Consider the following 26,376-nt stretch of genomic DNA (forward strand, 5'->3'; position numbering starts at 1 on the left):
GCGCCCGGCGTTCCATCATGAAAAATACCGATGTTTGACGTACTCACCTATTTATTCGAGCAATACAGCGATCCGGCCGCCTTCGGCGATCGTTCCGCGTTGACCCGGCAGCTGAACGCCGCCGGCTTCGACGACGACGACATCGGCGAGGCGCTGGACTGGCTGGACAGCGTCGGTTCGACCAGCGTCGAGGCCTATGCCGGCGCCGACGACGGCGACGGCCTGCGCGTCTACGCGGCCAGCGAGCTGGAACATCTGCCGGCCGATGTGCGCGGCCTGATCCGCTTCCTGGAAGACAACGGCGCGCTGACCCCCTCCCAGCGCGAGATGGTGATAGACCGGCTGCTGGAACTGGACAGCGACGAGCTGGACGTCGACAACGCCAAGCTGCTGGTGCTGATGGTGCTGTGGGCGCAACAGGCCGAGCTGCCGATACTGTTGGGCGAAGCGCTGCTGGAAGCCGTGCACGGCGAGCCGACCATGCAATAACTTGTCAGGCCCTGCGCAGCGGCTTAACATGCCGCCGTCCGACAAAACGGCTTTTCGCGACCAAGAGCGCCCTTGCGCTCTTGTTTCGTTTGACGGATATAACAAGATGTGTCCGCCGGAGACTCCGGCAATGGAATATTGAAAAGACAACATGCCCACCAGCCTCCTGATCGTCGAGTCGCCCTCGAAGGCGAAAACGCTGAAGAAATACCTGGGCCCGGACTTCGAAGTCCTGGCCTCCTACGGCCACGTGCGCGATCTGGTGCCGAAGAACGGCGCCGTCGATCCGGAAAAAGACTTCGCGATGAAGTACCAGCTGATCGCGCGCAACAGCAAGCACGTCGACGCCATCGTCAGCGCGGTGCGCGAAGCCGACCACGTCTACCTGGCGACTGACCCGGACCGCGAAGGCGAGGCCATTTCCTGGCACCTGGTGCAGATCCTGAACAGCAAGAAGCTGCTGAAGGACAAGACCGCCCAGCGCGTGGTGTTCCACGAGATCACCAAGAACGCGGTGCTCGACGCGATCCAGAATCCGCGCGACATCGCGCAGGACCTGGTCGACGCGCAGCAGGCGCGCCGCGCGCTGGACTATCTGGTGGGCTTCAATCTGTCCCCGCTGTTGTGGAAGAAGATACGCCGCGGCCTGTCCGCCGGCCGCGTGCAGAGCCCGGCGCTGCGGCTGATCTGCGAGCGCGAGAACGAGATCAAGGCCTTCGTCCAGCAGGAATACTGGTCGGTCCACCTCGACAGCCACAAGAGCCGCACCAAGTTCTCGGCCAAGCTGACCCAGCTGGCCGGCAAGAAGCTGGACCAGTTCGACATCCCGAACGAGGCCGAGCAGGCTTCGGTGCTGGCCCGCCTCGAAGGCAAGCCGGCCCGCGTCGGCACGATAGAGAAGAAAAAGAAGACCCGGAGTCCGGCCGCGCCGTTCACCACCTCGACGCTGCAGCAGGAGGCCGTGCGCAAGCTGGGCATGACCACCGACCGCGCGATGCGCACCGCCCAGCAGCTGTACGAGGGCATGGACATCGGCCAGGGCACCGTCGGCCTGATCACCTATATGCGTACCGACTCGGTGGCGCTGGCCAACGAAGCGGTGGAAGAGATCCGCGGCTACATCGGCCTGAAATGGGACGCCGACTACCTGCCGAAGAACCCGGCGGTCTACAAGAGCAAGGCCAAGAACGCCCAGGAGGCGCACGAGGCGATACGCCCGACCTCCATCCTGCGCACGCCGGAGATGGTCAAACCGTTCCTGACCACCGACCAGTTCAAGCTGTACGACATGATCTGGAAACGGACGCTGGCCTGCCAGATGGCGCCGGCCAAATTCGACACCACCAGCGTCGACATCCTGGTCGGCGAAGGCGTGTTCCGCGCCAGCGGCCAGGTGCAGACCTTCGCCGGCTTCCTCGCCGTCTACGAGGAGGACGTCGACGACGCCGAGGACGAGGACAACGCCAAGCTGCCGCTGCTGACCGAGGGCGAGGACCTGCCGGTCGACAAGCTGTACGGCGAGCAGCACTTCACCCAGCCGCCGCCTCGCTTCTCCGAGGCCAGCCTGGTGAAGGCGCTGGAAGAGTTCGGCATCGGCCGGCCGTCGACGTACGCCAGCATCATCTCGACGCTGAAGGACCGCGAATACGTGATCCTGGACAAGAAGCGCTTCCTGCCGACCGACACCGGCGACATCGTCAACAAGTTCCTGACCGAGCACTTCGCCCAGTACGTCGACTACAACTTCACCGCCAAGCTGGAGAACCAGCTGGACGAGATCGCCAACGGCGGCCGCCAGTGGGTGCCGGTGATGGACACGTTCTGGAAGGGCTTCAAGAAGCAGATCGACGAGAAGGAAAGCATCTCCCGCGCCGAGGTCACCACCGAGAGCCTGGACGAGGATTGCCCGAAATGCGGCAAGCCGCTGTCGATCAAGTTCGGCAAGCGCGGCCGCTTCATCGCCTGCACCGGCTACCCGGAATGCGATTACACCCGCAACCTCGGCGAGACTGCGGAACAGGCGGCGGAAGAAGCGGAAGCGCCGACGGTGATCGAGGGCCGTTCCTGCCCGGACTGCGGCGGCGAGCTGCACATCAAGAAAGGCCGCTACGGCAAGTTCATCGGCTGCGCCAACTACCCGAAGTGCAAGCACATCGAGCCCTTGGAGAAGCCGCGCGAGACCGGCGTCACCTGCCCGGAGTGCAAGACCGGCCAGCTGATCGAGCGCAAGAGCCGCTACGGCAAGCTGTTCTACAGCTGCAACACCTATCCGAAGTGCAAGTACGCGACGTGGAACCCGCCGATCGCCGAACCGTGCCCGAAGTGCAACTGGCCGATCCTGACGATCAAGACCACCAAGCGCCGCGGCACCGAGAAGGTGTGCCCGCAGAAGGAATGCGGCTACGCCGAACAGATCGCGCCGCCGGAAGGCAAGGACGCGGCGCCCGCCGAAGAGGCGTAAGCCCTACCCGCCGAAACCGCTCCCCCGGGAGCGGTTTTTTTTGCGCGCGCCGCCGGCGAAAAGACAAGGCCCCGCAAGCGGGGCCTTGGTCTTGTCAACGCGCCGACGCCGTCAGCCGAACAGCACGATGCCCCAGACCGTGGCCAGATTGATCAGGCCCAGCAGCTGGGCGGCGCTGCCCATGTCCTTGGCCCGCTTGGCCAGCGGATGGCGCTCCAGCGAGGTGTGGTCGACGGCGGCCTCTATCGCCGAGTTCAGCAGCTCGATGATCAGCGTGGCCAGGCTGCTGGCCACCAGCATCGCGCGCGCCAGCGGCGCGGCGTGGATCAGGAAGGCCAGCGGGATCAGGATCAGCGCCAGCATCGTCAGCTGGCGGAAGGCGTCCTCGTGGCGAAACGCCGCCTTCATCCCGTCCAGCGAATAGCCGAAGGCGTTGATCAGCCGCGTCAGCCCGGTCTTGCCCTTGAACGGGCTCTCCTGCAGTTTTCCCATCATCGCTCCACGGCGTCGGGCGGACGTCAATGCTGGCAGCGCCGCTCCAGCGCGTCGATGTACAGGCCGGCGACATTGATGCCGGTCTGGTCCATGATCTCGCGGAAGCAGGTCGGGCTGGTGACGTTGACCTCGGTCAGATAGTTGCCGATCACGTCGAGGCCGGCCAGCAGGATGCCGCGCTTCTTCAGCTCCGACGCCACCGTTTCGACGATCTCGCGGTCGCGCGCCGTCAGCGGCCTCGCCTCGCCGCGGCCGCCGGCCGCCAGGTTGCCGCGGGTCTCGCCGGCGGCCGGAATCCGCGCCAGGCAATAGTCGACCGGCACGCCGTCTATCACCAGGATGCGCTTGTCGCCGTCGCGGATCTCGGGGATGTAGCGCTGCGCCATCACCGTGCGCTTGCCGCGCCAGGTGATGGTCTCGATGATGACCGACAGGTTCGGATCGTCCGGCTTGACGCGGAAGATGCTGTCGCCGCCCATGCTGTCCAGCGGCTTCAGTATCACGTCCTGGTGCTGGTTGACGAAGGCGCGCAGCCGCTGCGACTCGCCGCTGATCAGCGTCGGCGAGGTCAGCTCCGGGAAGTTCAGGATGGCCAGTTTCTCATTGAAATCCCGCAGCGCCTGGCCGCTGCTGAACACCTTGACGCCCTGCGCCTCGGCCAGCGTGAACAGCTGCGACGCGTACAGGTACTCCAGATCGAACGGCGGGTCCTTGCGCATCACCACCGCGCTGAACGCGGTCAGCGGCTGGCGCAGCGTCGGCCCCAGCCGGTACCACTGCGGCCGCTCGTCGGTGATGGCCAGATCGCAGGCGTCGACCAGCAGCCGGCCGCCCTCGACCGACAGCTGGTGCGCCTCGGCGAAACTGATGGCGTGGCCGCGTCTATGCGCCTCCTCCATCATCGCGAAAGTGGTGTCCTTGTAGATCTTGAAATGTTCCAGCGGGTCGGCAATGAACAGGATACGCATGATGGAGCTCCAGGGTTATTCGGCGTCCGGGTCGGTGGCTTCCAGCTCCAGCGCCGACGCCAGCAGCGCCAGACGCGAGATCACGCCGTAGGCGTAGAAGCGATTCGGCGCGCAGTCGGGCAGGCCCTTGCGGTCCGGCAGACACGGCGTCTCGAACGACAGCGGCACGAAATGCATGCCGGGCGCGTTCAGGTTTTCGTCTATGCCGCGGCCGGTGTGGACGCGGTAGAAGCCGCCGATCACGTAGCGGTCCATCATGTAGACCACCGGCTCGGCCACCGCCTCGTTGACGGTCTCGAAGGTGTAGACGCCCTCCTGGACGATGACCTCGGACACCTCCAGGCCTTCCTTGACCACCGACATCTTGTTGCGCGCCTTGCGGTTTAGGCCTATCACCTCGTCCGGACTCTTGACGCTCATCACCCCCATGCCATAAGTGCCGGCGTCGGCCTTGACGATGACGAAGGGGTCGTTGTCTATGCCGTATTCGCGGTATTTGCGGCCGATCTTGTCCAGCATCTGCGACACCGTCTCGGCCAGCTGCTCCTCGCCGGTGCGGGCATGGAAGTCCAGGCCGCCGCAGCTGGCGAAATAGGGATTGATGGTCCACGGATCGATGGAGATCAGCCGCGCGAACTCGTCGCAGACCCGGTTGTAGGCCTCGAAATGATGGGTCTTGCGCCGCACCGCCCAGCCGGCGTGCAGCGGCGGCAACAGCGTCTGCTCCAGATTCTTCAGCATGTCGGGGATGCCGGCCGACAAGTCGTTGTTCAGCAACACCACGCAGGGATTGAAGCCGTCGGCCAGCGCCACGCGGTTGCCTCGGCGCTCCAGCGGCTCCAGCGTCAGCTTGTCGCCGTTGGCCGCCACCAGCTCGGTCGGCTCGGTGATTTCCGGATTCAGCGAGCCCAGGCGGACTTTCAGCCCGGCCTGCTCGAAGATGTGCACCAGCGTCGCGACGTTCTGCAGGTAGAAGGTGTTGCGGGTGTGGTTTTCCGGAATCAGCAGGATGCTGCGCGCCTCCGGACAGACCTTGTCCACCGCGCTCTGCGCCGCCTGCACCGCCAGCGGCAGGAATTCCGGATTCAGGTTGTTGTGGCCGCCGGGAAACAGATTCATGTCGACCGGCGCCAGCTTGAAGCCGCTGTTGCGCAGGTCCACCGAGCCGTAGAACGGCGTCGCGTGGGCGTGCCACTGGCTGCGGAACCAATGCTCGATCTGCGGCTGCGCCGCCAGGATGCGGCTTTCCAGCTCGTAAAGCGGACCGGTGAGGGCGGTGGCCAGGTGCGGTACGGGTGACATGAATTCCCCTTGGAGCAGACGTTGAATTCGCTAATGGTGGGGGTGGCGGCGGCCATATTCAAGTGCCGGCGCGCAATGGGCGGCGTCCGGCGCCGGGGAGCCCGGCCCCGGCGGTCTCGATTCGGCCCGCCCCGCTCCCCTCGGCCGGCGCGGCGACAAGACCCTCATCATACAAACAAAAAGGCGCCGCGAAACGCGGCGCCTGCCAAAAACGCGGATCCGGACCGGATTACAGCGGCCATTCCTCGCCATAGGCCTCGAAATAGATGCCCTTCAGCGAATCCCAGTCGAAGAAATGGTTCTGGCAGCCGGGCGTCGTGACCTTGATCGCGCCGATCACATTGGCCAGCCGGCCGGTGATCTTCCAGTCGACGCCCCGGCTGATGCCCCACAAGAGGCCGGCGCGGAACGCGTCGCCGCAGCCCATCGGGTCCACCGGCTTGATCGGCATCTGCACGCGCGGGATCAGGTGCACGGTGTCGTCGACATAGATTTCCGCGCCCTTGGAGCCGCGGGTGACGATCAGCGCCTTGACCTTCTTGCGCAGATCGTCGACGGTCAGGCCGGCGCGCTCGCGCATCAGCTCGCTCTCGTAGTCGTTGATCGCCACATAGCTGGCCAGCTCGACGATCTCGTGGATCTCGTCGCGCGACAGCAGCGGCAGCTCCTGGCCCGGATCGAAGATGAACGGGATGCCGGCGGCGGCCAGCTCGCGCGAGTGCTGGATGAAGGCGGTGTAGCCTCCCGGCGACAGTATGGCCAGCTCGATCGGGTCCTGGATGTCCGCCACGTGGTTCTCGGTGGCGAAATCCATCGCGCCCGGATGGAAGGCCATCAGCTGGTTGCCGTCCTTGTCGGCAATGCCGAAGCATTGCGGGGTATACTGCTTGCGGATCAGGCGGATGAAGCGGTCATCGACGCCCACCCGTTTCAGGTGCTGCCGGTACGGTTCGAAGTCCTCGCCGACCACGCCCATCACGATGGGCTTTTCGCCCAGCAGACACAGGCTGTAGGCGATGTTGCCGGCCATGCCGCCGAATTCGCGGCGCATCGTCGGCGCCAGGAAGGTGGTGGAGATCTTGTGCAGCTGATCCGGCAGGATCTGGCTGTCAAAACGGCCGTGAAACGAGAACAGGGTATCGTATGCGAGCGCCCCGCAGACGAGGATAGACATGCCCACTCCGCAAAGAAATCAATCGAACATTTTAACATAAAGTTTGTTTACGCCGCACCTGCGCCGGCCGCAAGTGGCGGAAACGCAAGACAATTCCAACGACATCACAGGAACCGCCGATGAACTCGAAACGCTTTCTCGCCACCCTGCTGCTGGCCGCGCTGCCGCTGGCCGCCGGCGCCGCCCCGACGCTGGAACAGAGCCGCTTCTCCGACCTGGGCGCCAAGCCGGTCGCGCTGTCCGCCTACAAGGGCAAGGTGACGGTGCTGAACTTCTGGGCCACCTGGTGCGGTCCGTGCCGCGAAGAGATGCCGATGCTGAACGGCCTGCGCAAGAAGCTGTCGCCAAAGGGCGTGGAAATCGTCGGCGTGGCGCTGGACAGCAAGGAGCAGGTCGAACCGTTCGTCAAGCAGCTGAAGATAGGCTACCCGATCCTGCTCGGCAACGACGACACCCTGGACCTGATGCGCAGCCTCGGCAACAAGACCGGCGGCCTGCCTTACACGCTGGTGCTGGACCGCCAGGGCAAGGTGGCGGCGACGCTGACCGGCAAGCTGGACGAGAAGAAGCTGGAAGCGGCGGTCAAACCCTACCTGTAAGCCCGCCCCCTCTCCCCAAGCCCTCTCCCGCGAAGGGAGAGGGGTCTCCTCTCCGGCTCAGCTCGCGCCAGCCCGCAACAGGCAGACCTGCTCGACCAGTTCCGCCACCGCCTCCGGCACGGCCGGCTCAAGCAGCCAGTAACGCCGGCAATCGTCGGTGCGGCCCATCCAGCCGCCCTCCACCAGTTCGCGCCGGATCAGCACATGGTCGCCGAAGGCCTCCAGCGCGCGGATCGCGGCGTTGACGGCCGGCTCGTTCCATTCCTGGCCGCGCGGCAGGCCGGCCCACAGCGCCCACAGGCAGGCGCGCTGCTCGCTGAATTTCTTCGGCCAGCGCGCGAGCCGGCCCTCGGCGTCGAAGTGGCGCAGCAAGCGCCGGGTTTCCGCCGTCGTGGCTTTCGCTTCGGCCGGGGCGGGACGGTCGTGCTCGGCGCGCAGATGCTGGAAATTCTGGAAGCCGGCGGCGCGGGCCAGCATGTTGAGGATCTGCAGATGGCCGGGCGGCTGCGATTCCTCGCCCCACTGCCGCTTCAAGGCGCGGGCGAGGGACGAGATGTCACTGCTGTAGAACGGGTAAACGGTGCGAGACATGGTTCGAATCCTGTCTGCGTGCCAAGATCTTGAGAGACTGCCGCGGTCGCCGTTGCGGCCTGGCACGAGGTTCGAGCCAAGCGTGGAATGGATGCTGCTGCCAAGACAGGTTTAGCGTGGCGAAATCGCCGGCGACGCCTGGGTGAACTGTTGACCCGCCGCCATGCTAACACCATGGCATGGCCTTGCAAAGCGCGGCGGCGCGCCGGGACGAACAAAAAAAGCCGACGCGTTCGCGTCGGCTTTGTCGTTGACTACGCCGTCTGGCGATCAGGCCAGACGGCCGTGGCACTGCTTGTACTTCTTGCCGCTGCCGCACGGGCAGGCGTCGTTGCGGTTGATGCGCAGGCCTTGCGAAGCCAGCGCCTCCGGCGACAGCGGATTGTCCTCGTCGTCGCCCAGCGCCGAACCCGGCTCGGCGTGCTGCATTTCGAAGTCAGGCAGCGGATGCGGCTCCACCGCGTCGACGTCGTCCTGGCCGCGGATCTGCACCGTCATCAGCACCTGAACCACGCTGCGCTTGATGCGGTCCAGCATGTCGGCGAACAGTTCGAAGGCCTCGCGCTTGTATTCCTGCTTCGGGTTCTTCTGCGCGTAGCCGCGCAGATGGATGCCCTGGCGCAGGTGGTCCATCGCCGCGAGGTGTTCGCGCCAGTGGTTGTCCAGCATCTGCAGCACCAGGCTGCGCTCGAACTGGCGCATCACGCCGTCGCCGGCCTGCTCGACCTTGGCCTGGTAGGCCGCGGCGGCCAGATCGACGATGCGCTGGCGGATGTGGTCAATGTCCAGATTCGGCTCGGCCTTGATCCACTCAGCGACCGGCGCGTCCAGCAGGAAGTCGGACGCCAGCGTCTTCTCCAGGCCGGCCAGGTCCCACTGTTCCTCCAGCGATTCCGGCGGCAGGTGCTGGTCGACCAGGTCGGAAATCACGCCTTCGCGCATATTGACGACCACATCGGACACGTCGTCCTCGACCAGTATCTCGCTTCGCTGCTGGTAGATCACCTTGCGCTGGTCGTTGGCGACGTCGTCGTATTCCAGCAATTGCTTGCGGATGTCGAAGTTGCGGCCTTCCACCTTGCGCTGGGCGTTCTCGATCGAGCGGCTGACCCACGGGTGCTCGATGGCCTCGCCTTCCGGCATCTTCAGCCTGTCCATGATCGCGGCGACGCGGTCGGACGCGAAGATGCGCAGCAGCGGATCTTCCAGGCACAGGTAGAAGCGGGACGAACCCGGATCGCCCTGACGGCCGGAACGGCCGCGCAGCTGGTTGTCGATCCGGCGCGACTCGTGGCGCTCGGTGCCGACGATGTGCAGGCCGCCGGCCTCCAGCACCGCGGCGTGGCGCTGCTTCCATTCGGCGCGTATCGCCTCGACCTTGGCGTTCTTCTCGGCGTCGGACAGGCTGTCGTCGGCGCGCACCGCCTTGATTTCCGGCTCCGGGTTGCCGCCGAGCACGATGTCGGTGCCGCGGCCGGCCATATTGGTGGCGACGGTGATCATGCCGGGGCGGCCGGCCTGCACGACGATGTCGGCCTCGCGGGCGTGCTCCTTGGCGTTCAGCACATTGTGCGGCAGCTTGGCCTCGCTCAGCAGGCCGGCGATCAGCTCGGAATTCTCGATGCTGGTGGTGCCGACCAGCACCGGCTGGCCGCGTTCGTGGCAGTCCTTGATGTCGGCCAGGATGGCGTCGTACTTCTCGCGCGCCGAACGGTAGACCTTGTCCTGCGCGTCCTTGCGTATCATCGGCTTGTTGGTCGGGATCACCACGGTTTCCAGGTTGTAGATGCTCTGGAACTCGTAGGCCTCGGTGTCGGCGGTGCCGGTCATGCCGGACAGCTTGCCGTACAGGCGGAAATAGTTCTGGAAGGTGATCGACGCCAGCGTCTGGTTCTCGCGGTTGATCTCGACGCCTTCCTTGGCCTCGACGGCCTGGTGCAGGCCGTCCGACCAGCGGCGGCCGGCCATCAGGCGGCCGGTGAATTCATCGACGATCACCACCTCGCCGTCCTGCACCACGTAGTGCTGGTCCTTGTGGAACAGCGAATAGGCGCGCAGCGCGGCCATCAGGTGGTGCATCAGCGTGATATTGGTCGCCGAGTACAGGCTGTCGCCGTCCTTCAGCAGGCCCAGGCGGGTCAGGATGTCCTCGCTGTGCTCGTGGCCGGCCTCGGACAGCAGCACGGTGTGCGCCTTCTCGTCGACCCAGTAGTCGCCCTCGCCCTCTTCGGTCTCCTGGCGCTTGAGCAGCGGGGGCACCGCGTTCATCCGCTGGTAGAGGTCGATATTGTCTTCGGCCGGGCCGGAGATGATCAGCGGCGTGCGCGCCTCGTCGATCAGGATGGAGTCCACCTCGTCGACGACGGCGAAAGCCAGCTTGCGCTGCACCTTCTCCTCGGTGCTGAACACCATATTGTCGCGCAGGTAGTCGAAGCCGAATTCGTTGTTGGTGCCGTAGGTGATGTCGCAGGCGTAGGCGGCCTGCTTGTCGTCGTGGGCCATCTGCGACAGGTTCACGCCGACCGACAGGCCGAGGAAGTTGTACAGCGGCGCCATGATGCCGGCGTCGCGGCTGACCAGGTAGTCGTTGACGGTCACCACGTGGACGCCGTCGCCGGACAGCGCGTTCAGGTAGACGGCCAGCGTCGCGACCAGGGTCTTGCCCTCGCCGGTCTTCATCTCCGGGATCTTGCCGTAGTGCAGCGCCATGCCGCCTATCAGCTGTACGTCGAAGTGGCGCATGCCCATCACGCGGCGAGAGGCCTCGCGGCAGACCGCGAACGCCTCCGGCAGCAGCTCGTCCAGCGTGCTGCCCTTGCCGAGCCGGTCGCGGAATTCCTGGGTCTTGGCGGCCAGCGCCTCGTCGGACAGGGCCTGCATGTCCTGTTCCAGGGCATTGATGCGTCCCACCGTCTGGCGGAACTGCTTCAGCAGACGATCGTTGCGGCTGCCGAACACCTTCTTGAGTAGCGAAGAAATCATGTAGTCGAATCCAGAAACCAGCGGGCCGGAAAGAGTGTCCGCAAAAAATGCTGAAAAGTGTAGCACATTCGCAGACAAGGTTATGGGGGCATCCATGTCCGACATCAAGAGGAGGCCGCAAAAGCGGTGTTGGATTTAGGCGACGGAAACTAGAGCAAACGCTCGATTCAATTGACCGAACCGTTAATGCAATTTAAATATTTCCCGACGATAATCCGCGACTTTATCCCGGCTACGGCCCACTGGAGAAACAATGGACAGGCGGCAATTTTTGAAATGGGGCAGTTTCCTGACGGTATCGGCGGCCAGCAGCGGCCTCTCCGGCTGTTTCGACGGCGGCGCCGGCTCCGACGCCACGGCCCAGAACCTGAACGCCGCCGGCAGGGGCTTCAGCCTGGGCGTGGCCTCCGGCGATCCGCGGCCGGACAGCATCGTGCTGTGGACCCGCGTAGACGGCGGCGACGGCGCGACGGCGCAGAACGTCATCGTGCAGCTGTCGGACCGCGCCGACTTCTCCCGCTTGCTGGTCAACCAGCCGCTGTCCGCCGATCCGGGCTGGGACTACACGGTGCGTCACAAGGTGACGGGCCTCTCCAGCGCCACCACCTATTACTACCGCTTCCTGTCCGGCCGCAACGTCAGCGCCGCCGGCCGCACCAAGACCGCGCCGGCCCCTGGCACGCCGCTGTCGCAGCTGAAATTCGCCTACATCACCTGTCAGGACTGGAGCGTCAACCACTGGGGCGCCTTCGACGAGATCGCCAAGCTGGACCTGGACTTCGTCATGCACGTCGGCGATTACATCTACGAGACCGTCGGCGCCGGCTTCCAGACCGGCAACAACGAGGCCCGCCATCCGCCGCTGACGCTGCCCAACGGCACCCGGCGGGCCGACGGCGCGATCTACGCCACCACGCTGGCCGACTACCGCTACCTGTACAAGAGCTACCGCGCCGACCCGCGCATCCAGGCGCTGCACGCCAACTTCCCGGTGATCTCGATCTGGGACGACCACGAGTTCTCCGACGACTGCTGGCAGGACCGCCAGGTCTACTACCCCGGCGACGACAGCGCGCCCAACACGCCGCGCCGCCGCAACGCCAACCAGGCCTGGTTCGAGTACACGCCGGCCGACGTCCAGCTGAACCTGGCCAATCCGTCGTTCCAGAACATCCAGATCTACCGCAGCTTCGCCTTCGGCAATCTGGCCACGCTGGTGATGACCGACCAGCGGCTGTACCGCGCCGACCACATCATTCCCGAGACCGCGGTGCCGAACACCGGCCTGGCCAATCTGGGCAGCCGCTACTTCGTGCCGAAGGCGACGCTGGCCCAGGCCGAGGCCGCCAAGATCGCCGCCGCAGGCGGCGGCCTGCAGCCGGTGTCCATCCTAGGCGACAGCCAGCGCGCCTGGTGGCAGCAGCAGATGCAGGGCGCCGCCACCACCTGGAAACTGTGGGGCAACGAGGTGTCGCTGCTCAGGATGGGCGTGGACGGCACGATGGCGGTGGCCGGCCTCTTGGAGCAGGGCCTGTCGGCCGCGCTGGCGCAGAACTTCGGCCTCAATCTGAGCGCCGCCCAGCAACAGCAGCTGAGCGGCGCGCTCTACCTGGACCTGAAGGCGGCCGACACCAGCGGCGCGACGCCTGTGCTCAGCTACGCCAACACCCAGCCGCTGCTGGCCGCCCTCAGCGGCGGCGCCATCGGCGCCGGCGTGTTCGCCGCCGCGGTCAAGCCGTCGCTGGACGCCAATCTGCCGCCGACGATGCTGCTGAACCAGTACATCCTCAACGCCGACCAGTGGGACGGCTACAACGCCGAGCGCAAGGCGCTGATGGCCTTCCTGAAGAACAACAATATCGGCAATGTGGTCGGCATCACCGGCGACATCCACGCCTTCTTCGCCGGCCCCGTGATGGACGATTTCGACGCCGCCAGCCCGACGCCGGTGATGGTGGACCTGGTGACCGCCGGCATCTCCAGCAACTCCTTCTTCAGCTATTTCAAGAACGTCGTCGACACCGTGCCGGCCTTCGCCAAGGCCGCGCCGCTGATCTACCAGACGGTGAACCGCCAGACGGTCAACACCTTCACCGGCACGCTGCAAGCCTTCAACCCGTGGCTGAAGTACGCCGACACCGACGCCCAGGGCTACGCGGTGGTGACGCTGACGCCGGCCAAGCTCAGCTGCACCTTCCACAAGATGGCCAGGCTGGCGAACGGGGTCGCCCCGACGCCGGCCACCGCCAGCACCCAGACGCTGGAGGTGCCGTCCGGCACGCCGACGGTCAACGTGCTCTGAGCCACCTGTACGGGGCCTTCCGCAAACCGCGCCGCCGGCCCGCCCGGCGGCGTCCTCCCTCGCCCCGCCTACCTGCTTCGAATCAGTACATTTCGTCACAAAATAGCCGCGAGACTGTCGTGTTTTTAACATTCGTTTTACGGCATCTCTGGTAGCATGCATGCCCTGAACCGGACCGGCCGCCGGCAACGGCAGGCGGCCCCCGGACGCCCCGGAAAAATGCCGGTCCCGCCCGCGAACGCGCCGGTCCGCGGCCAGACGCGGCCATAATACAAGCGGGACGCCAGACACCCGCAGCCAACACCCGTCACACCGGAGAGGCCCGATGAACACCGCCGTCCGCCACTTCATGCCCGCCACCGCCCGGCGGCTGATCCCCAATCGCTGGGACCTGATCGCGTTTCCGCTGATCCTCGGCTTCCTGCTGCTGGCCACCACGGGCATACGCGCCACCTGGGCGCCGCTGACCGCGCTGCAGACGGCGCCGATCTCGCTGGACCCCGGCCACCTGCCCGATTACGCGCTGCGCACCACGCTGCGGATGCTGGCGGCGATGGCCGCCTCGCTGGCCTTCACGCTGGTCTACGGCACGCTGGCCGCCAAGAGCCGCCGCGCCGGCCTCTTGCTGGTGCCGATACTGGACATCCTGCAGTCGGTGCCGGTGCTCGGCTATATCTCGTTCACCGTCACCTTCTTCCTGGCGCTGTTTCCCGGCCGGGTGCTCGGCGCCGAGTTCGCCGCCATCTTCGCCATCTTCACCAGCCAGGCCTGGAACATGACCTTCAGCTTCTATCAGTCGCTGCGCACCGTGCCGCGCGACCTGCAGGAGGTGTCGGTCAACCTGAGGCTGACCGCCTGGCAGAAGTTCTGGAAGCTGGAAGTGCCGTACGCGATGCCAGGCATGATCTGGAACATGATGATGAGCATGTCCGGCGGCTGGTTCTTCGTGGTGGCCTCGGAGGCCATCACCGTCGGCGACAAGACCGTGATGCTGCCCGGCGTCGGCTCCTACCTGGCGCTGGCGATCCAGCACAAGGACCTGGCCGCCGTCGGCTGGGTGATCCTGACCATGTCCGTCGTGATCCTGATCTACGACCAGTTCCTGTTCCGCCCGCTGGTGGCCTGGGCCGACAAGTTCCGGCTGGAGGACACCGCCAGCCAGAACGCGCCCGAGTCGTGGGTGCTGAACCTGATACAGCGAACCCGCTTCATCCAGCAGCTGCTGAAACCGTTCGGCAAGCTGCTGAAGACCGTCGCCCGGCTGAAGCTGAACTTCAGCCTGCCCAAGGGCCTGCACTCGGAGGCGCACACGCCGGTGTCGCGCGGCATAGACGTGCTGTGGTGGAGCCTGGTGGCGCTGCTGGCCTTTCTGTTCGCCAGCAAGCTGGTGCACTTCGTCGCCACCGAGGTCGGCGCCTGGGAGGTGCTGAAGGTCTTCGGCCTCGCCCTGATCACGCTGGTGCGCGTCAGCCTGCTGATCGCCATCGCCTCGCTGATCTGGGTGCCGCTGGGCGTGCTGATCGGCCTGCGCCCCCGGCTCGCCGAGAAGGTCCAGCCGCTGGCGCAGTTCCTGGCCGCCTTCCCGGCCAATCTGCTGTTCCCGGTCTTCGTGGTCTTCATCGTCCACTTCAAGCTGAACCCGGACATCTGGCTGTCGCCGCTGATCGTGCTCGGCACCCAGTGGTACATCCTGTTCAATGTGGTGGCCGGCGCCACCGCCTTCCCCAACGACTTCCGCGAGGCGGCGGCCAACTTCCGCATCCGCGGCTGGCAATGGTGGCGCAAGGTGATGCTGCCCGGCATCTTCCCCTACTACGTCACCGGCGCGATCACCGCGTCCGGCGGCGCCTGGAACGCCAGCATCGTGTCCGAGTACGTGTCCTGGGGCAACGACAAGCTGGCCGCCCACGGCCTGGGCGCCTACATCGCCCAGACCACCAACGCCGGCGACTATCCGAAGATCCTGCTCGGCATCAGCGTGATGTCGCTGTTCGTCGTGCTGTTCAACCGCCTGCTGTGGCGTCCGATGTACGCCATCGCCGAAAACAAACTGCGTCTCAACTAAAGGGGGCCCGAGCATGACTACCGAAAACAACGCCCTGGGACGGGAAATCTTCACGCTGAAAAACGTCTGCCGCGGCTTTGCCAAGGGCAGCGACGAGATCCAGGTGCTGGACGACGTCAACCTGAATCTGCGCGAGGGCGAGATCGTCGGCCTGCTGGGCCGTTCCGGCTCCGGCAAATCGACGCTGCTGCGCATCATCGCCGGCCTGATCCCGCAAAGCAGCGGCGAGGTCAACTACCGCGGCAAGCCGCTGACCGGCCCGGCCGAAGGCGTCGCCATGGTCTTCCAGACCTTCGCCTTGTTCCCGTGGCTGACCGTGCTGCAGAACGTCGAGGCCGGCCTGGAGGCGCTCGGCGTCGAAGCCAAGGAACGCCGCCGCCGCGCGCTGGCCGCGATCGACCTGATCGGTCTGGACGGCTTCGAGAACGCCTATCCGCGCGAGCTGTCCGGCGGCATGCGCCAGCGCGTCGGCTTCGCCCGCGGCCTGGTCGTCAACCCGACGCTGCTGTTGATGGACGAGCCGTTCTCGGCGCTGGACGTGCTGACCGCCGAAACGCTGCGCACCGACATGCTGGACCTGTGGAGCGAGGGCCAGTTGCCGATCAAGTCGGTGCTGATCGTCACCCACAACATCGAGGAGGCGGTCTTCATGTGCGACCGCATCCTGGTGCTGTCGTCGAATCCCGGCCGCGTCGTGGCCGAGATCAAGGTGCCGTTCCCCCACCGCCGCAACCGGCTGGACCCGGCCTTCCGCAAGATGGTGGACGACATCTACGCGCTGATGACCGCGCGCCGCAGCGCCCACACGCTGCACAAGCTGCCGCTGGAGATAGGCAGCCACCTGACCGAGGTGTCGACCAACCTGATGGCCGGCCTGATCGAGGAAGTGGCGCAGGAGCCGTACTTCGGCAAGGCCGACATGCCGGAAATCGCCGAAAAGCTGTTGCTCGAGGTCGACGACCTGTTCCCGGTGGCCGAGGTGCTGGAGCATCTGGGCTTCGTCGAATTGAAGGACGGCGACATGCTGCTGACCGCCGCCGGCAAGCTGTTCGCCGACTACGGCACGCAGGAGCGCAAGGTGATGTTCGCCGAGCACCTGCTGCGCAACGTGCCGATGGCCGCCCACATCCGCAAGGTGCTGCAGGAACGTCCGGGCCAGCGCGCCCCTCGGCTGCGCTTCGCGCAGGAGCTGGAGGATTCGCTGTCCGACCAGGCCGCCGAGGAGACGCTGGACACCGTGATCAGCTGGGGCCGCTACGCCGAGATCTTCTCGTACAACGACCACACCGAAACCTTCAGCCTGGAAGACGTCGAGGGCTCGCAGTAGGCCCGTTCAGCCGCCCGCCTCCCCGGCGGGCGGCCGATGCTACAATACGGCATCGACTTCCCCCCGCTGATCCCCCCATGTCCGGACGCCCGCTAAACGACATCACCCGCCAGGACCAGACGCTGTCCCGCCTCGCCGCCGCCGCGCGCGAGCTGATGGCGCTGGACCGCGCCTTCAAACAGCTGATTCCGCCGGCGATGGGCGAGGCCTGCCGCGCGGTCCGCATCCGCGACGACGAACTGGTGATACACGCGGACAACGGCATCGTCGCCGCCCGGCTGCGGATGACCGCTCCCGGCCTGCTGCCGCAGCTCGCGCAGCGCGGCTATCCGGCGTCCAAGGTCAAGGTCAAGGTGGCGCTGCGGCTGGTGAAGACGAAGAAGCCGAAGACGATGGCGATCAGCGAGACGGCGCTGGACGGCATGGAGGCCGCCGCCGACAGCATAGGCCACCCGGAGGTCAGGCGCGCGCTGGCCCGGCTGATCGCGCACCAGCGGCGCGGCTGACTGTTCTGACGGACAGTTTCCTTTTTCGGAATTTTCGCCATCAATTAGTCTCCCGCGGAATCAATCGACAGGAGACGCCATGCCCGCGCTGCAACACTTCCATCCCGACAGCCCCGCCGCCGACATCATCGCCGCGCTCGAGAACGACGGCGGCGTCGTCATCGAAAACGTGCTGGACGCCGAGGCGCTGGCGCGCTTCCGCGCCGAGCTCTATCCGCTGCTGGACGCCGCGCCCGACTGCCAGGGCGATTTCTACGGCTACGCGACCCGCCGGCTGTCCGGCCTGATCGCCCGCGTGCCGACCTGCCGACGGCTGGCCGTCGATCCGCTGATCCTGCAGGTGATGGACGCCTTCCTGCTGAAAGGCTGCCGCGAATACCAGCTGAACCTGACCCAGGCGATACGCATCGGCCCCGGCGAGCCGCGCCAGTTCCTGCACAGCGACGGCCTGATGTTCCCGGTCAAGGTGCCCGGCTCGGAAAGCATGATCAACTGCATGTACGCGCTGGACGACTTCACCGAGGACAACGGCGCCACCAATGTCGCGCCGGGCAGCCATCTGTGGGCCGAGGGACGGCTGCCGGAGGACGACGAGGTGGTCCGCGCCGTCATGCCGGCCGGCTCGGTGCTGATCTACCTCGGTTCGGTGATCCACGCCGGCGGCGAGAACCGGACCGACCGTCCCCGCACCGGCGTCGTGCTCAGCTACTGCCTGGGCTGGCTGCGCCAGGCCGAAAACCATTATCTGGCGGTGCCGCAGGACTTGGCCCGCACGCTGCCTGAACGGCTGCAGCGGCTGCTGGGCTACTTCGTCCACGCGCCCAATCTGGGCAGCGTGGACGGCCAGGACCCGATCGCGCGGCTGCGCGAGCCCGCCCCTGGCCCGGCGTTGTTCACCGAGTTCCTGCCGGAGGAGATACGCGGCCCGCTGGCCGAGGCGCGCGCGGCGATGCAAAAGGCCTGAGCGCCTTCAGATATTCACCCAAGCGGAGTAAAGTGGCGGTTTTGCCTCCCGTCCCAGGATGACCGCCATGTCCGAACACGATACGCCCGAAACCGCTCCCGAAACCGCGCCGCGGGATCCGTCGCGCCGCCGCCTTTTCGAGGGCCTGGCGGCCATCGGCGCCGCCAGCGTGCTGCCGGCCGCCGTCAGCGAGGCGGCCGACGCCGCGCCGGCCGTCCACGGCTCGCTGGACGCCAAACTGCGCCATCATGTGAAGAATGTGGTGGTCATCTATCTGGAAAACCGCAGCTTCAACAATCTGTACGGCAACTTTCCCGGCGTCCTCCACCCGCTGTCGCAGGCGCCGGCCGCCGCCTGTACCCAGCGGGACCGCGACGGCTCGCCGCTGAAGCAGTTGCCGAAGATCTGGGGCGGCATGGTGCAGCGCGGCCAGACCGTGGCCGGCAAGTACTACCTGATAGACGAGAACAAGATACAGAACCTGCCCAACGGCCCGTTCCCGCTGAAGGACGCCGAAGGCCAGCCGCTGCCGGAAGCGGTGATCACCCGCGACCTGTGGCATCTGTTCTACCAGAACCAGATGCAGATCAACGGCGGCAAGAACGACCAGTTCGTCGCCTGGGCCGACTCCGGCGCGCTGGTGATGGGCTATTACGCCGAGACGGCGCAGAACCTGAACCAGTGGCAGATCGCCCGCCAGTACACGCTGTGCGACAACTTCTTCATGGCGGCCTTCGGCGGCTCCTATCTGAACCACCAGTTCCTGATCTCGGCCCGCACGCCGGAATACTTCAACGCCAGGGACACCGCCGCGGCGAAGAAGATCGCCGTGCTGGACGACGGCCCGCAGGGCTACCGGCTGACGGTGAAGGCGCCGAGCTCGGCGATGGACGGCCCGCCGCAATTCGTCAACAACGGCGCGATCACGCCGGACGGCTACGCCGTCAACACGATGGCGCCGCCGTTCCAGCCCAGCTACATCAAGCCGGCAGAAGGCGGCGACCCGCGCTACGCCGACCCGGCCGACGCCGGCACGCTGCCGCCTCAGACCTACGACACCATAGGCGACCTGCTGTCGCGCAAGGGCGTCAGCTGGGCATGGTACGGAGGCGGCTGGCAGGCGGCGCTGGACGGCAGGGGCGGCGCCGACGCGCCGAACTTCCAGTACCACCACCAGCCGTTCAACTACTTCAAGAACTTCGCGCCCGGCACCGCCGCGCGCGCCGAGCACCTGCGCGACGGCGGCCTGGGCGACAGCCCGATCAGCAACCGCTTCCTCGCCGACGCGGTGGCCGGCAAGCTGCCGGCGGTGGCCTTCTACAAGCCGCAGGGCAATCTGAACATGCACGCCGGCTACTCCGACGTGGAGAGCGGCGACCGCCACGTCTCCAATGTGCTGCAGCACCTGATCAGCGGCCCGCAATGGAAGAATATGGTGGTGGTGATCACCCACGACGAGAACGGCGGCTGGTGGGACCATGTCGCGCCGCCGAAAGGCGACCGCTGGGGGCCGGGCAGCCGCATTCCGGCCATCGTCGTGTCGCCGTTCGCGAAGAAGGGCCACGTCGACCACAGCTTCTACGACACCACGTCCATCATCCGCTTCATCAGCCGGCTGCACGGCCTGCCGGAGCTGGACGGCGTCAAGCTGCGCAACCGGGCCTTCCGCGAACGCGGCGCCGAGCCGCCGGGCGACCTGACCGGCGCGCTGCAATTCTAGCGATCCGCCGGTCCGCCTTCGCGGGCCGGCGGTTTTTCCCCACCCTCCCCGCTGCCGCGTAAAAGAAAAATGAACAGATTCGCCCTTCGCCTGCCCGCCCTGCTGCTGCTTTTCCTCCCCGCCGCCAACGTCCTCGCCTGCGCCGAGGAAGCGTCGTACAGCCACCATTACGACCGCTGCATGGACCAGGCCGGCGGCGTCACCGTCGGCATGCTGGACTGCATCGCCGCCGAGCACGCGCGCCAGGACAAGCAGCTGAACGACACATACCGCAAGCTGATGGCCACGCTGCCGGCCAAGCGCCAGCAACGACTGCAGACCGCCCAGCGGCTGTGGTTGAAGTACCGCGCCGCCAATTGCAACGCCTATGTCGATCCCGACGGCGGCACCGCCGAATCGCTGGTGGCCGCCGACTGCGAGCTGGCGTCGACCTCGGCCCGCGCCGCCGAACTGGCCAGGCTGCAGCCCGGACCGCGCTGACCATCCGGCCGGCATCGCTGCGCCAAATGATTGCCTGACAATATCCAATACATATCCGGACTGTCTCTGTTCGCTGGCCGCGCTTTGGTTTAAGCTGCAACCAATCGACAAAAACGACAACCACCGGGACGCTCCGTCATGGACATCAAAGAATACATGCAGCAAGTGGGCCAGGCCGCGCGCAAGGCGTCGCGGCTGCTGGCCCGCGCCGACACCGGGCAGAAGAACGCCGCCCTCGTCGCCATCGCCGACGCCATCGTCCGCGAGCGGGAGCCGCTGCTGGCCGCCAACCGCCGCGACCTGGACGCCGCGCGCCAGGCCGGTCTGGACGCCGCGATGCTGGACCGGCTGACGCTGAGCGCCGCCGGCGTGCTGGCGATGGCCGACGGCCTGCGCCAGATCGCCGCGCTGCCGGACCCGGTCGGCGAGATAGACGAGATGAGCTACCGCCCGTCCGGCATCCAGCTGGGCAAGATGCGGGTGCCGCTCGGCGTCGTCGGCATCATCTACGAGGCCCGCCCCAACGTCACCGCCGACGCCGCCGGCCTGTGCCTGAAATCCGGCAACGCCACGATACTGCGCGGCGGCTCCGAAGCCTTCCACAGCAACCAGGCCATCGCCGCCTGCGTGCACGAGGGCCTGGCCGCCGCCGGCCTGCCGCCTGAGTCGGTGCAGGTGCTGGCCACCACCGACCGCGCCGCGGTCGGCGAGCTGATCTCGATGCCGGAATACGTCGACGTGATCGTGCCGCGCGGCGGCAAGGGCCTGATCGCCCGCATCAGCGCCGACGCGCGGGTGCCGGTGATCAAGCATCTGGACGGCAACTGCCACGTCTACATCGACGACAGCGCCGACGCGGACAAGGCCTTCGCCATCGCGCTGAACGCCAAGACCCACCGCTACGGCACCTGCAACACGATGGAGACGCTGCTGGTGCACGAGGCCCGCGCCGAGGCGGCGCTGCCGCGGCTGGCCGCCGCCTACTGGGCGAAGGAAGTCGAGCTGCGCGGCTGCGAGCGCACCCGCGCGATACTCGGCGAGCGGGTCAAGGCCGCCACCGACGACGACTGGGCCACCGAGTACCTGGCGCCGGTGCTGGCCGTCAAGGTGGTGCGGGACCTCGACGAGGCGATAGAGCACATCAACCGCTGGGGCAGCCACCATACCGACGCCATCGTCGCCGAGGACTACGGCCGCGCGCGCCGCTTCCTGCGCGAGGTCGACTCGGCCAGCGTGATGGTCAACGCGTCGACCCGCTTCGCCGACGGCTTCGAATACGGCCTCGGCGCCGAGATCGGCATCTCCACCGACAAGATCCACGCGCGCGGCCCGGTCGGTCTGATCGGCCTGACCAGCCAGAAGTGGATCGTGCTCGGCGACGGGCAGATCCGCAAGTAGGCCCTCCGGTATCGGGGCGGGAGATCAAGCGGGTCGATCGCCCCGTCTCTCGCGCCTGCCGGCCCCCGGCCGCCGCGTCTGGACACAAGTCCCCCGTTTCGCGCCATAATCGCGCTTTGTCCCACACGCTCGCCTGATGAAAACCATAGACAATCAAGACCTGGCCGCGCTGTCGGCCAAGGCCGCCTGTGCGCCGCGGCTGCGCGCCCACCACAATGTCCACGCGGAACTGGACGACTCGATACAGCGCCTGGCCATCGCGATGGAGCCGGACACCTATGTCCGCCCGCACCGCCATCCGGGCAGCCCCGAGCTGCTGATCGTGCTGTCCGGCGCGCTGGACTGGATAGAATTCGACGCCGCCGGCGAGACCGTCGTCGGCCGCCACCGGCTCGGCGACGGCGGCGCCCGCGTGTTCGAGATGCCGGAGAACACCTGGCACTCGGTGGTGTCGCTGGCGCCGGGCACCGTGGTCTTCGAGGTCAAGCGCGGCCCTTACCTGCCGCTGCCCGAGGCCGATGTGGCCGCCTGGGCGCCGGCCGAGGGCGAGGCCGGCGTCGCCGACATGCTGGCCTGGCTGCGCGGCTGCCGGCCCGGCGACCGCCGCGCGTAACATCGCTTAACATCTTGCCGCCGCGGACGCCGGAACCCGCGGCGGCGGCCTGCGCACCAACAGGGCATTGTGTCACGAAGCGATGCCCCCCGATGTCCGTATTCCGTCCGCTGCTGTCCGTCGTTCTCTTCCTTCCGCTGCTGGCCTGCACCACGCCGTTGCGCGCCGCCCCGTCCCTCAGCCTGAACAGCCCGCGTCCGCCGCAGCAGGTGGCCGACTGCCTGCAACAAGGCCTGCAAAAACTGCACATCCCCGACGACTTCGTCGAGCGCCGCGACGAGAGCGACGGCAGCCGCAGCCTGACGCTGCGCAATCCGGTCAGCGACGTCTCCGGGACCCGGGTCGACATCCAGCCGCAGGGAGAAGGCAGCCGTGTCGAAATTCGGCCCAACGGCATGCCGCTGAGCCCGGCCTGGAACAAGCAGATCCGGCTATGCCTGCGCCGGTGACTGTGGATAACTTTTCGGATCGGCCGCAAGCTGTGGATGAGTGGGATAGTTCGGGATAAGCCTGTACATAACTTGCGCCGAAACGACTTTCCCGCTTTCCGATTGTGGATAAGGAAATTCATCCACAGCCGCCTGTGCATAATGTGGGCAATTTCTGGACAAGCTGTGAATAAGGCCCGCGCCAGTCGGCGGCAACCGACGGTTGTCGTCGACACGCCCGGCGCGCCAGCGCTTACACTGACGACATACGCCTGACATGGATTCGCCTATGACCACCGCTTCCCACCCGAAGTACGACCAGCACTACGCCAACGGCAAGGCCCGCCGCCGCGACTGTCCCCGCACCAGCCAGGCCCAGGTCCATCTGGCGGCGGAGCGCGACGTGGTGGCGCTGGTGGAATCGTCGTCGCAGGGCCGGGTGCCGGCGCTGGCGCCGCTGCGCCACGCGCGCATGCACGCTTCGCCGTTCGCCTTCTTCCGCGGCATGGCGATGATACAGGCGGCCGACCTCGCCGCCGGGCCGGACAGCGGCCTGCGCCTGCAGATCTGCGGCGACGCCCACCTGATGAACTTCGGCTTCTTCGCGTCGCCGGAACGTCAGCTGGTATTCGACATCAACGATTTCGACGAGACCCATCCCGGCCCGTGGGAATGGGACCTGAAGCGGCTGGCGGTCAGCCTGGTGCTGGCTTCGCGCGGCCTGGGCTTTTCCGCCGACGAGGCGCGCGCCACCGTGCTGCGGCTGGCGGAAACCTACCGCCGCCGCCTGCTCGGCTTCTCGCAGATGAGCCAGCTCGATCTGTGGTATTGCCGCGTCGGCTTCGAGCAGCTGCTGTCGCAGGCGACCGACGCCGGCATGCGCCAGCAGTTGCAGAAAATCGCCGACAAGGCGCGCAACCAGACCCAGGAGCGCCTGCTGCCCAAGATGGCCGAGCTGGACGACGGCGGCCTCAGGCTGCGCGACAATCCACCGGTGATCTTCCACCTCGACGATCAGAACAGTCCGCTGGCCGCCTGCGACGACTGGCTCGGCGACGACGGCCTGGCCAAGACGCAGGCGATGCTGGTCCGCTACATCGACACCTTGAAGGAGGACCGCCGCGAACTGCTGCAGCGCTTCCGGCTGGTGGACGCCGCGTTCAAGGTCGTCGGCGTCGGCAGCGTCGGCACCCGCTGTCTGGCGCTGCTGCTGCAGGACGACTACGACCAGCCGCTGTTCCTGCAGCTGAAGGAGGCGAGACCGTCGGTGCTGGAGCCGTTCACCGGCCGCTGCGTGCACGGCAACCAGGGCAAGCGGGTGGTGTTCGGCCAGCGGCTGATGCAGGCCACCAGCGACCTCTTCCTCGGTTGGACCGACAGCGAGGACGGCCGCCATTTCTACATGCGCCAGTTGCACGACATGAAGGCGGCGCCGGCGCTGGAAACCTTCGCCAACGCAGAGGAGCTGGCCAGCTACGGCCAGGCCTGCGCCTGGACGCTGGCGCGCGCGCACGCCAAATCGGGCGGCTGCGCCGCCGAGATCGCCGGCTATCTCGGCGACTCGGACAAATTCGACCAGGTGCTGGCCGACTACGCGCAGGCCTACGCCGACCAGGTCGAGGCCGACTACCGGCTGTTCGACGCCGCCGTCCGCGGCGGCCGGCTGCCCTGCGCGCCGACGCCGCGCTGAGAGGCGCCAAGATTCGGGAAAGTTCCAATATCGATATTGGCGCGCTGAACTAGACTGTAACAACAGAAACGCATAATCAGTCGGCGCCCGCGGCCTCACCGCGTCCACGGGCGTCTCCGCCTTCCGGCGGCTTGTCCCCACGCACAGAGTGTCGAAAATGCAGCTGAATACCCGCCTGATCATCATCATCGTCGCCAGCCTGCTGGCGCTGTTAAGTCTCTCCACCGTCGCGCTGTTCTCCACCCGCGCCACGCTGCACCAGGAAAAACGCGAACAGATCGTCCACCTGCTGAAAATGGCCGAAAACAGCCTCACCCACTTCCAGCAGCTGGAGGCCAAGGGCATGCCGCGCGCCGAGGCGCAGAAGCAGGCCATTGCCGCGCTGTCTGCACTGAAGGTCGGCGACATCTACTTCTTCGGCCGCAACCGCGACAATCTGGTGCTGTTCCACCCCAGCAAGGACCGGGTAGGCAAGGTGGACATGGGCAGCAAGCTGCCGGACGGCCGCACCACGGTGCAGGCCTACGAGGAGGCGATGCAGCAGGACCACTACGGCGTGCTGGTGATCCAGACCAAGCGCAAGGGCGGCGGCGACGAGGAGTTTCCGAAGCTGAACGGCGTGTTCCGCTTCGCGCCGTGGGACTGGAGCATAGGCACCGGCATCTTCATCGACGACATCGACCAGCTGTTCTGGAGCGAGGCCCGCACGCTGATGCTGATGGCGGTGATCTGCGTCGTCGTGCTGGGCTCGCTGGTCGGCTGGATGTCGCGCTCGATACTGCAGTCGCTGGGCGGCGAGCCGCGCTACGCCGCCGACGTGGTCAAGGCGATCGCCGACGGCGACCTCAGCGTCGAGATCGCCGTCAAGGGCGGGCCGGACAGCCTGCTCGGCGCGATGCGAGAGATGCAGGGCCGGCTGCGCCGGATGATAGACGAGATCGGCCGCGCCACCTCCAGCATCAACCACTCCTGTCACCAGCTGTCCAGCGACATGGACAAGGTGCACGAGGTGTCCGGCGTCGCCAGCTCGTCGACGACCTCGGCCGCCGCCGCCATCGAACAGCTGTCGGTCAGCATAGACCACGTCAGCGCCAGCACCCGCGACACCGAGGCCGGCGCGCGCGACACCGCCGAGCTGGCGCGCCACGGCCAGACGCTGGCCGGCGACGCCGCCGACGGCATACGCCAGATCGCCGACCAGATCCACGGCGCCAGCGACATGGTCGGCCAGCTGGCCGAGCGCAGCCGCAGCATCAGCAGCATCGCCGAGACCATACGCGACATCGCCAACCAGACCAATCTGCTGGCCTTGAACGCCGCGATCGAGGCGGCGCGCGCCGGCGAGATGGGCCGCGGCTTCGCCGTCGTCGCCGACGAGGTGCGCAAGCTGGCCGAACGCACCGCCAGCGCCACCGACGAGATCAGCAGCATCGTGCAGGCGGTGATCAACGAGACCGGCAACGTCTCCGGCCGCATGGACGAGATCCGGCCGGCGGTGCAGGCCGGCGTCGAGCAGGTGAAGCAGGCCGCCGACACGCTGGAATCGATCAGCCGCCAGGCGAGCACCGCGCTCGAACACGTGCACAACGTGGTGGTGGCGATGGGCGAGCAGAGCCAGGCCGGCACCAATATCGCCGGCAATGTCGAACAGGTGGCCGGCGTCGTCGAGGAGACCCAGAACTCGGTCAGCCACGCGGTCGAGGCGGTGCGCGCCATCGATCAGCAGGCCAGCAATCTGCACCAGACCGTCAGCCGATTCAGGCTGTAGGCACCGCCGCGCTTGCCGCCGCCGTTGCGGCTGGCATAATGGCTGTGGGCACAC

21 protein-coding genes are annotated in these 26,376 nt (G+C 66.7%); 15 read left to right on the forward strand and 6 right to left on the reverse strand.

Annotation, left to right across the window (positions count from 1 at the left end):
• The first annotated feature begins 30 nt into the window (after nucleotides 1–30).
• Together WNM05_RS21665 and topA are read left to right on the forward strand one after the other, a co-directional pair.
• On the forward strand, nucleotides 31–489 hold the full coding sequence (locus WNM05_RS21665) for a DUF494 family protein (protein WP_434630943.1): 459 nt from the start codon (nucleotides 31–33) through the stop codon (nucleotides 487–489).
• A 151-nt stretch (nucleotides 490–640) separates the two neighbouring features.
• On the forward strand, nucleotides 641–2,950 hold the full coding sequence (gene topA, locus WNM05_RS21670) for a type I DNA topoisomerase (RefSeq protein WP_434630946.1): 2,310 nt from the start codon (nucleotides 641–643) through the stop codon (nucleotides 2,948–2,950).
• A gap of 111 nt (nucleotides 2,951–3,061) precedes the next feature.
• On the opposite strand, the gene WNM05_RS21675 is transcribed toward topA, so the two are convergent.
• From WNM05_RS21675 to WNM05_RS21690, 4 genes are all read right to left on the reverse strand, one after another.
• Nucleotides 3,062–3,442 carry a diacylglycerol kinase gene (locus WNM05_RS21675; RefSeq protein WP_434630949.1) on the reverse strand — a complete coding sequence of 127 codons (381 nt, stop codon included), beginning with the start codon at nucleotides 3,440–3,442 and terminating at the stop codon, nucleotides 3,062–3,064.
• A gap of 26 nt (nucleotides 3,443–3,468) precedes the next feature.
• Entirely contained in the window at nucleotides 3,469–4,413 is a 945-nt protein-coding gene (gene gshB / locus WNM05_RS21680) for a glutathione synthase (protein ID WP_434630952.1), read from the reverse strand.
• A gap of 15 nt (nucleotides 4,414–4,428) precedes the next feature.
• Entirely contained in the window at nucleotides 4,429–5,715 is a 1,287-nt protein-coding gene (gene gshA / locus WNM05_RS21685) for a glutamate--cysteine ligase (RefSeq protein WP_434630954.1), read from the reverse strand.
• Nucleotides 5,716–5,944: 229 nt separating this feature from the next.
• A complete protein-coding gene (locus WNM05_RS21690) occupies nucleotides 5,945–6,889 on the reverse strand; it encodes a carbohydrate kinase family protein (RefSeq protein WP_434630957.1) in 945 nt (314 codons plus the stop codon).
• 119 nt (nucleotides 6,890–7,008) lie between these two features.
• Here WNM05_RS21690 and WNM05_RS21695 point away from each other — a divergent pair, with 119 nt between their 5' ends.
• Entirely contained in the window at nucleotides 7,009–7,488 is a 480-nt protein-coding gene (locus WNM05_RS21695) for a TlpA family protein disulfide reductase (protein WP_434630960.1), read from the forward strand.
• Between the two features lie 57 nt (nucleotides 7,489–7,545).
• Here the strand turns inward: WNM05_RS21695 and WNM05_RS21700 are convergent, their stop codons facing one another.
• Nucleotides 7,546–8,079 carry a DUF2087 domain-containing protein gene (locus WNM05_RS21700; RefSeq protein ID WP_434630963.1) on the reverse strand — a complete coding sequence of 178 codons (534 nt, stop codon included), beginning with the start codon at nucleotides 8,077–8,079 and terminating at the stop codon, nucleotides 7,546–7,548.
• Between the two features lie 270 nt (nucleotides 8,080–8,349).
• Nucleotides 8,350–11,061 (reverse strand): preprotein translocase subunit SecA, encoded by a 2,712-nt coding sequence (secA, locus tag WNM05_RS21705; RefSeq protein ID WP_434630966.1) that lies wholly within the window; start codon nucleotides 11,059–11,061, stop codon nucleotides 8,350–8,352.
• A gap of 253 nt (nucleotides 11,062–11,314) precedes the next feature.
• Here secA and WNM05_RS21710 point away from each other — a divergent pair, with 253 nt between their 5' ends.
• The 12 genes from WNM05_RS21710 (at nucleotide 11,315) to WNM05_RS21765 (ending at nucleotide 26,322) form a co-directional block, all read left to right on the forward strand.
• On the forward strand, nucleotides 11,315–13,363 hold the full coding sequence (locus tag WNM05_RS21710; RefSeq protein ID WP_434630969.1) for an alkaline phosphatase D family protein: 2,049 nt from the start codon (nucleotides 11,315–11,317) through the stop codon (nucleotides 13,361–13,363).
• Nucleotides 13,364–13,688: 325 nt separating this feature from the next.
• Entirely contained in the window at nucleotides 13,689–15,428 is a 1,740-nt protein-coding gene (locus WNM05_RS21715; protein WP_434630972.1) for an ABC transporter permease, read from the forward strand.
• A gap of 13 nt (nucleotides 15,429–15,441) precedes the next feature.
• Nucleotides 15,442–16,755 (forward strand): ABC transporter ATP-binding protein, encoded by a 1,314-nt coding sequence (locus WNM05_RS21720; protein ID WP_434630975.1) that lies wholly within the window; start codon nucleotides 15,442–15,444, stop codon nucleotides 16,753–16,755.
• Nucleotides 16,756–16,832: 77 nt separating this feature from the next.
• Nucleotides 16,833–17,261: a DUF721 domain-containing protein gene (locus WNM05_RS21725; RefSeq protein WP_434630978.1), complete on the forward strand. Its 429-nt coding sequence runs from the start codon at nucleotides 16,833–16,835 to the stop codon at nucleotides 17,259–17,261.
• Nucleotides 17,262–17,340: 79 nt separating this feature from the next.
• Nucleotides 17,341–18,225, forward strand: a complete 885-nt coding sequence (locus WNM05_RS21730; RefSeq protein ID WP_434630981.1) for a phytanoyl-CoA dioxygenase family protein — start codon at nucleotides 17,341–17,343, stop codon at nucleotides 18,223–18,225.
• A 67-nt stretch (nucleotides 18,226–18,292) separates the two neighbouring features.
• A complete protein-coding gene (locus tag WNM05_RS21735) occupies nucleotides 18,293–19,945 on the forward strand; it encodes an acid phosphatase (RefSeq protein ID WP_434630984.1) in 1,653 nt (550 codons plus the stop codon).
• Nucleotides 19,946–20,014: 69 nt separating this feature from the next.
• A complete protein-coding gene (locus tag WNM05_RS21740; protein ID WP_434630987.1) occupies nucleotides 20,015–20,425 on the forward strand; it encodes a lysozyme inhibitor LprI family protein in 411 nt (136 codons plus the stop codon).
• A 138-nt stretch (nucleotides 20,426–20,563) separates the two neighbouring features.
• Nucleotides 20,564–21,823: a glutamate-5-semialdehyde dehydrogenase gene (locus WNM05_RS21745; protein WP_434630990.1), complete on the forward strand. Its 1,260-nt coding sequence runs from the start codon at nucleotides 20,564–20,566 to the stop codon at nucleotides 21,821–21,823.
• A gap of 136 nt (nucleotides 21,824–21,959) precedes the next feature.
• Nucleotides 21,960–22,436 (forward strand): WbuC family cupin fold metalloprotein, encoded by a 477-nt coding sequence (locus tag WNM05_RS21750; protein WP_434630993.1) that lies wholly within the window; start codon nucleotides 21,960–21,962, stop codon nucleotides 22,434–22,436.
• A gap of 92 nt (nucleotides 22,437–22,528) precedes the next feature.
• Nucleotides 22,529–22,885 carry a hypothetical protein gene (locus tag WNM05_RS21755; protein WP_434630995.1) on the forward strand — a complete coding sequence of 119 codons (357 nt, stop codon included), beginning with the start codon at nucleotides 22,529–22,531 and terminating at the stop codon, nucleotides 22,883–22,885.
• A 268-nt stretch (nucleotides 22,886–23,153) separates the two neighbouring features.
• Nucleotides 23,154–24,554, forward strand: a complete 1,401-nt coding sequence (locus WNM05_RS21760) for a DUF2252 domain-containing protein (protein ID WP_434630998.1) — start codon at nucleotides 23,154–23,156, stop codon at nucleotides 24,552–24,554.
• A 157-nt stretch (nucleotides 24,555–24,711) separates the two neighbouring features.
• A complete protein-coding gene (locus WNM05_RS21765) occupies nucleotides 24,712–26,322 on the forward strand; it encodes a methyl-accepting chemotaxis protein (RefSeq protein ID WP_434631000.1) in 1,611 nt (536 codons plus the stop codon).
• The last annotated feature ends 54 nt before the right edge of the window (nucleotides 26,323–26,376 follow it).

It is taken from the genome of Chromobacterium sp. CV08 (assembly GCF_051129845.1).
GTDB lineage: Bacteria > Pseudomonadota > Gammaproteobacteria > Burkholderiales > Chromobacteriaceae > Chromobacterium.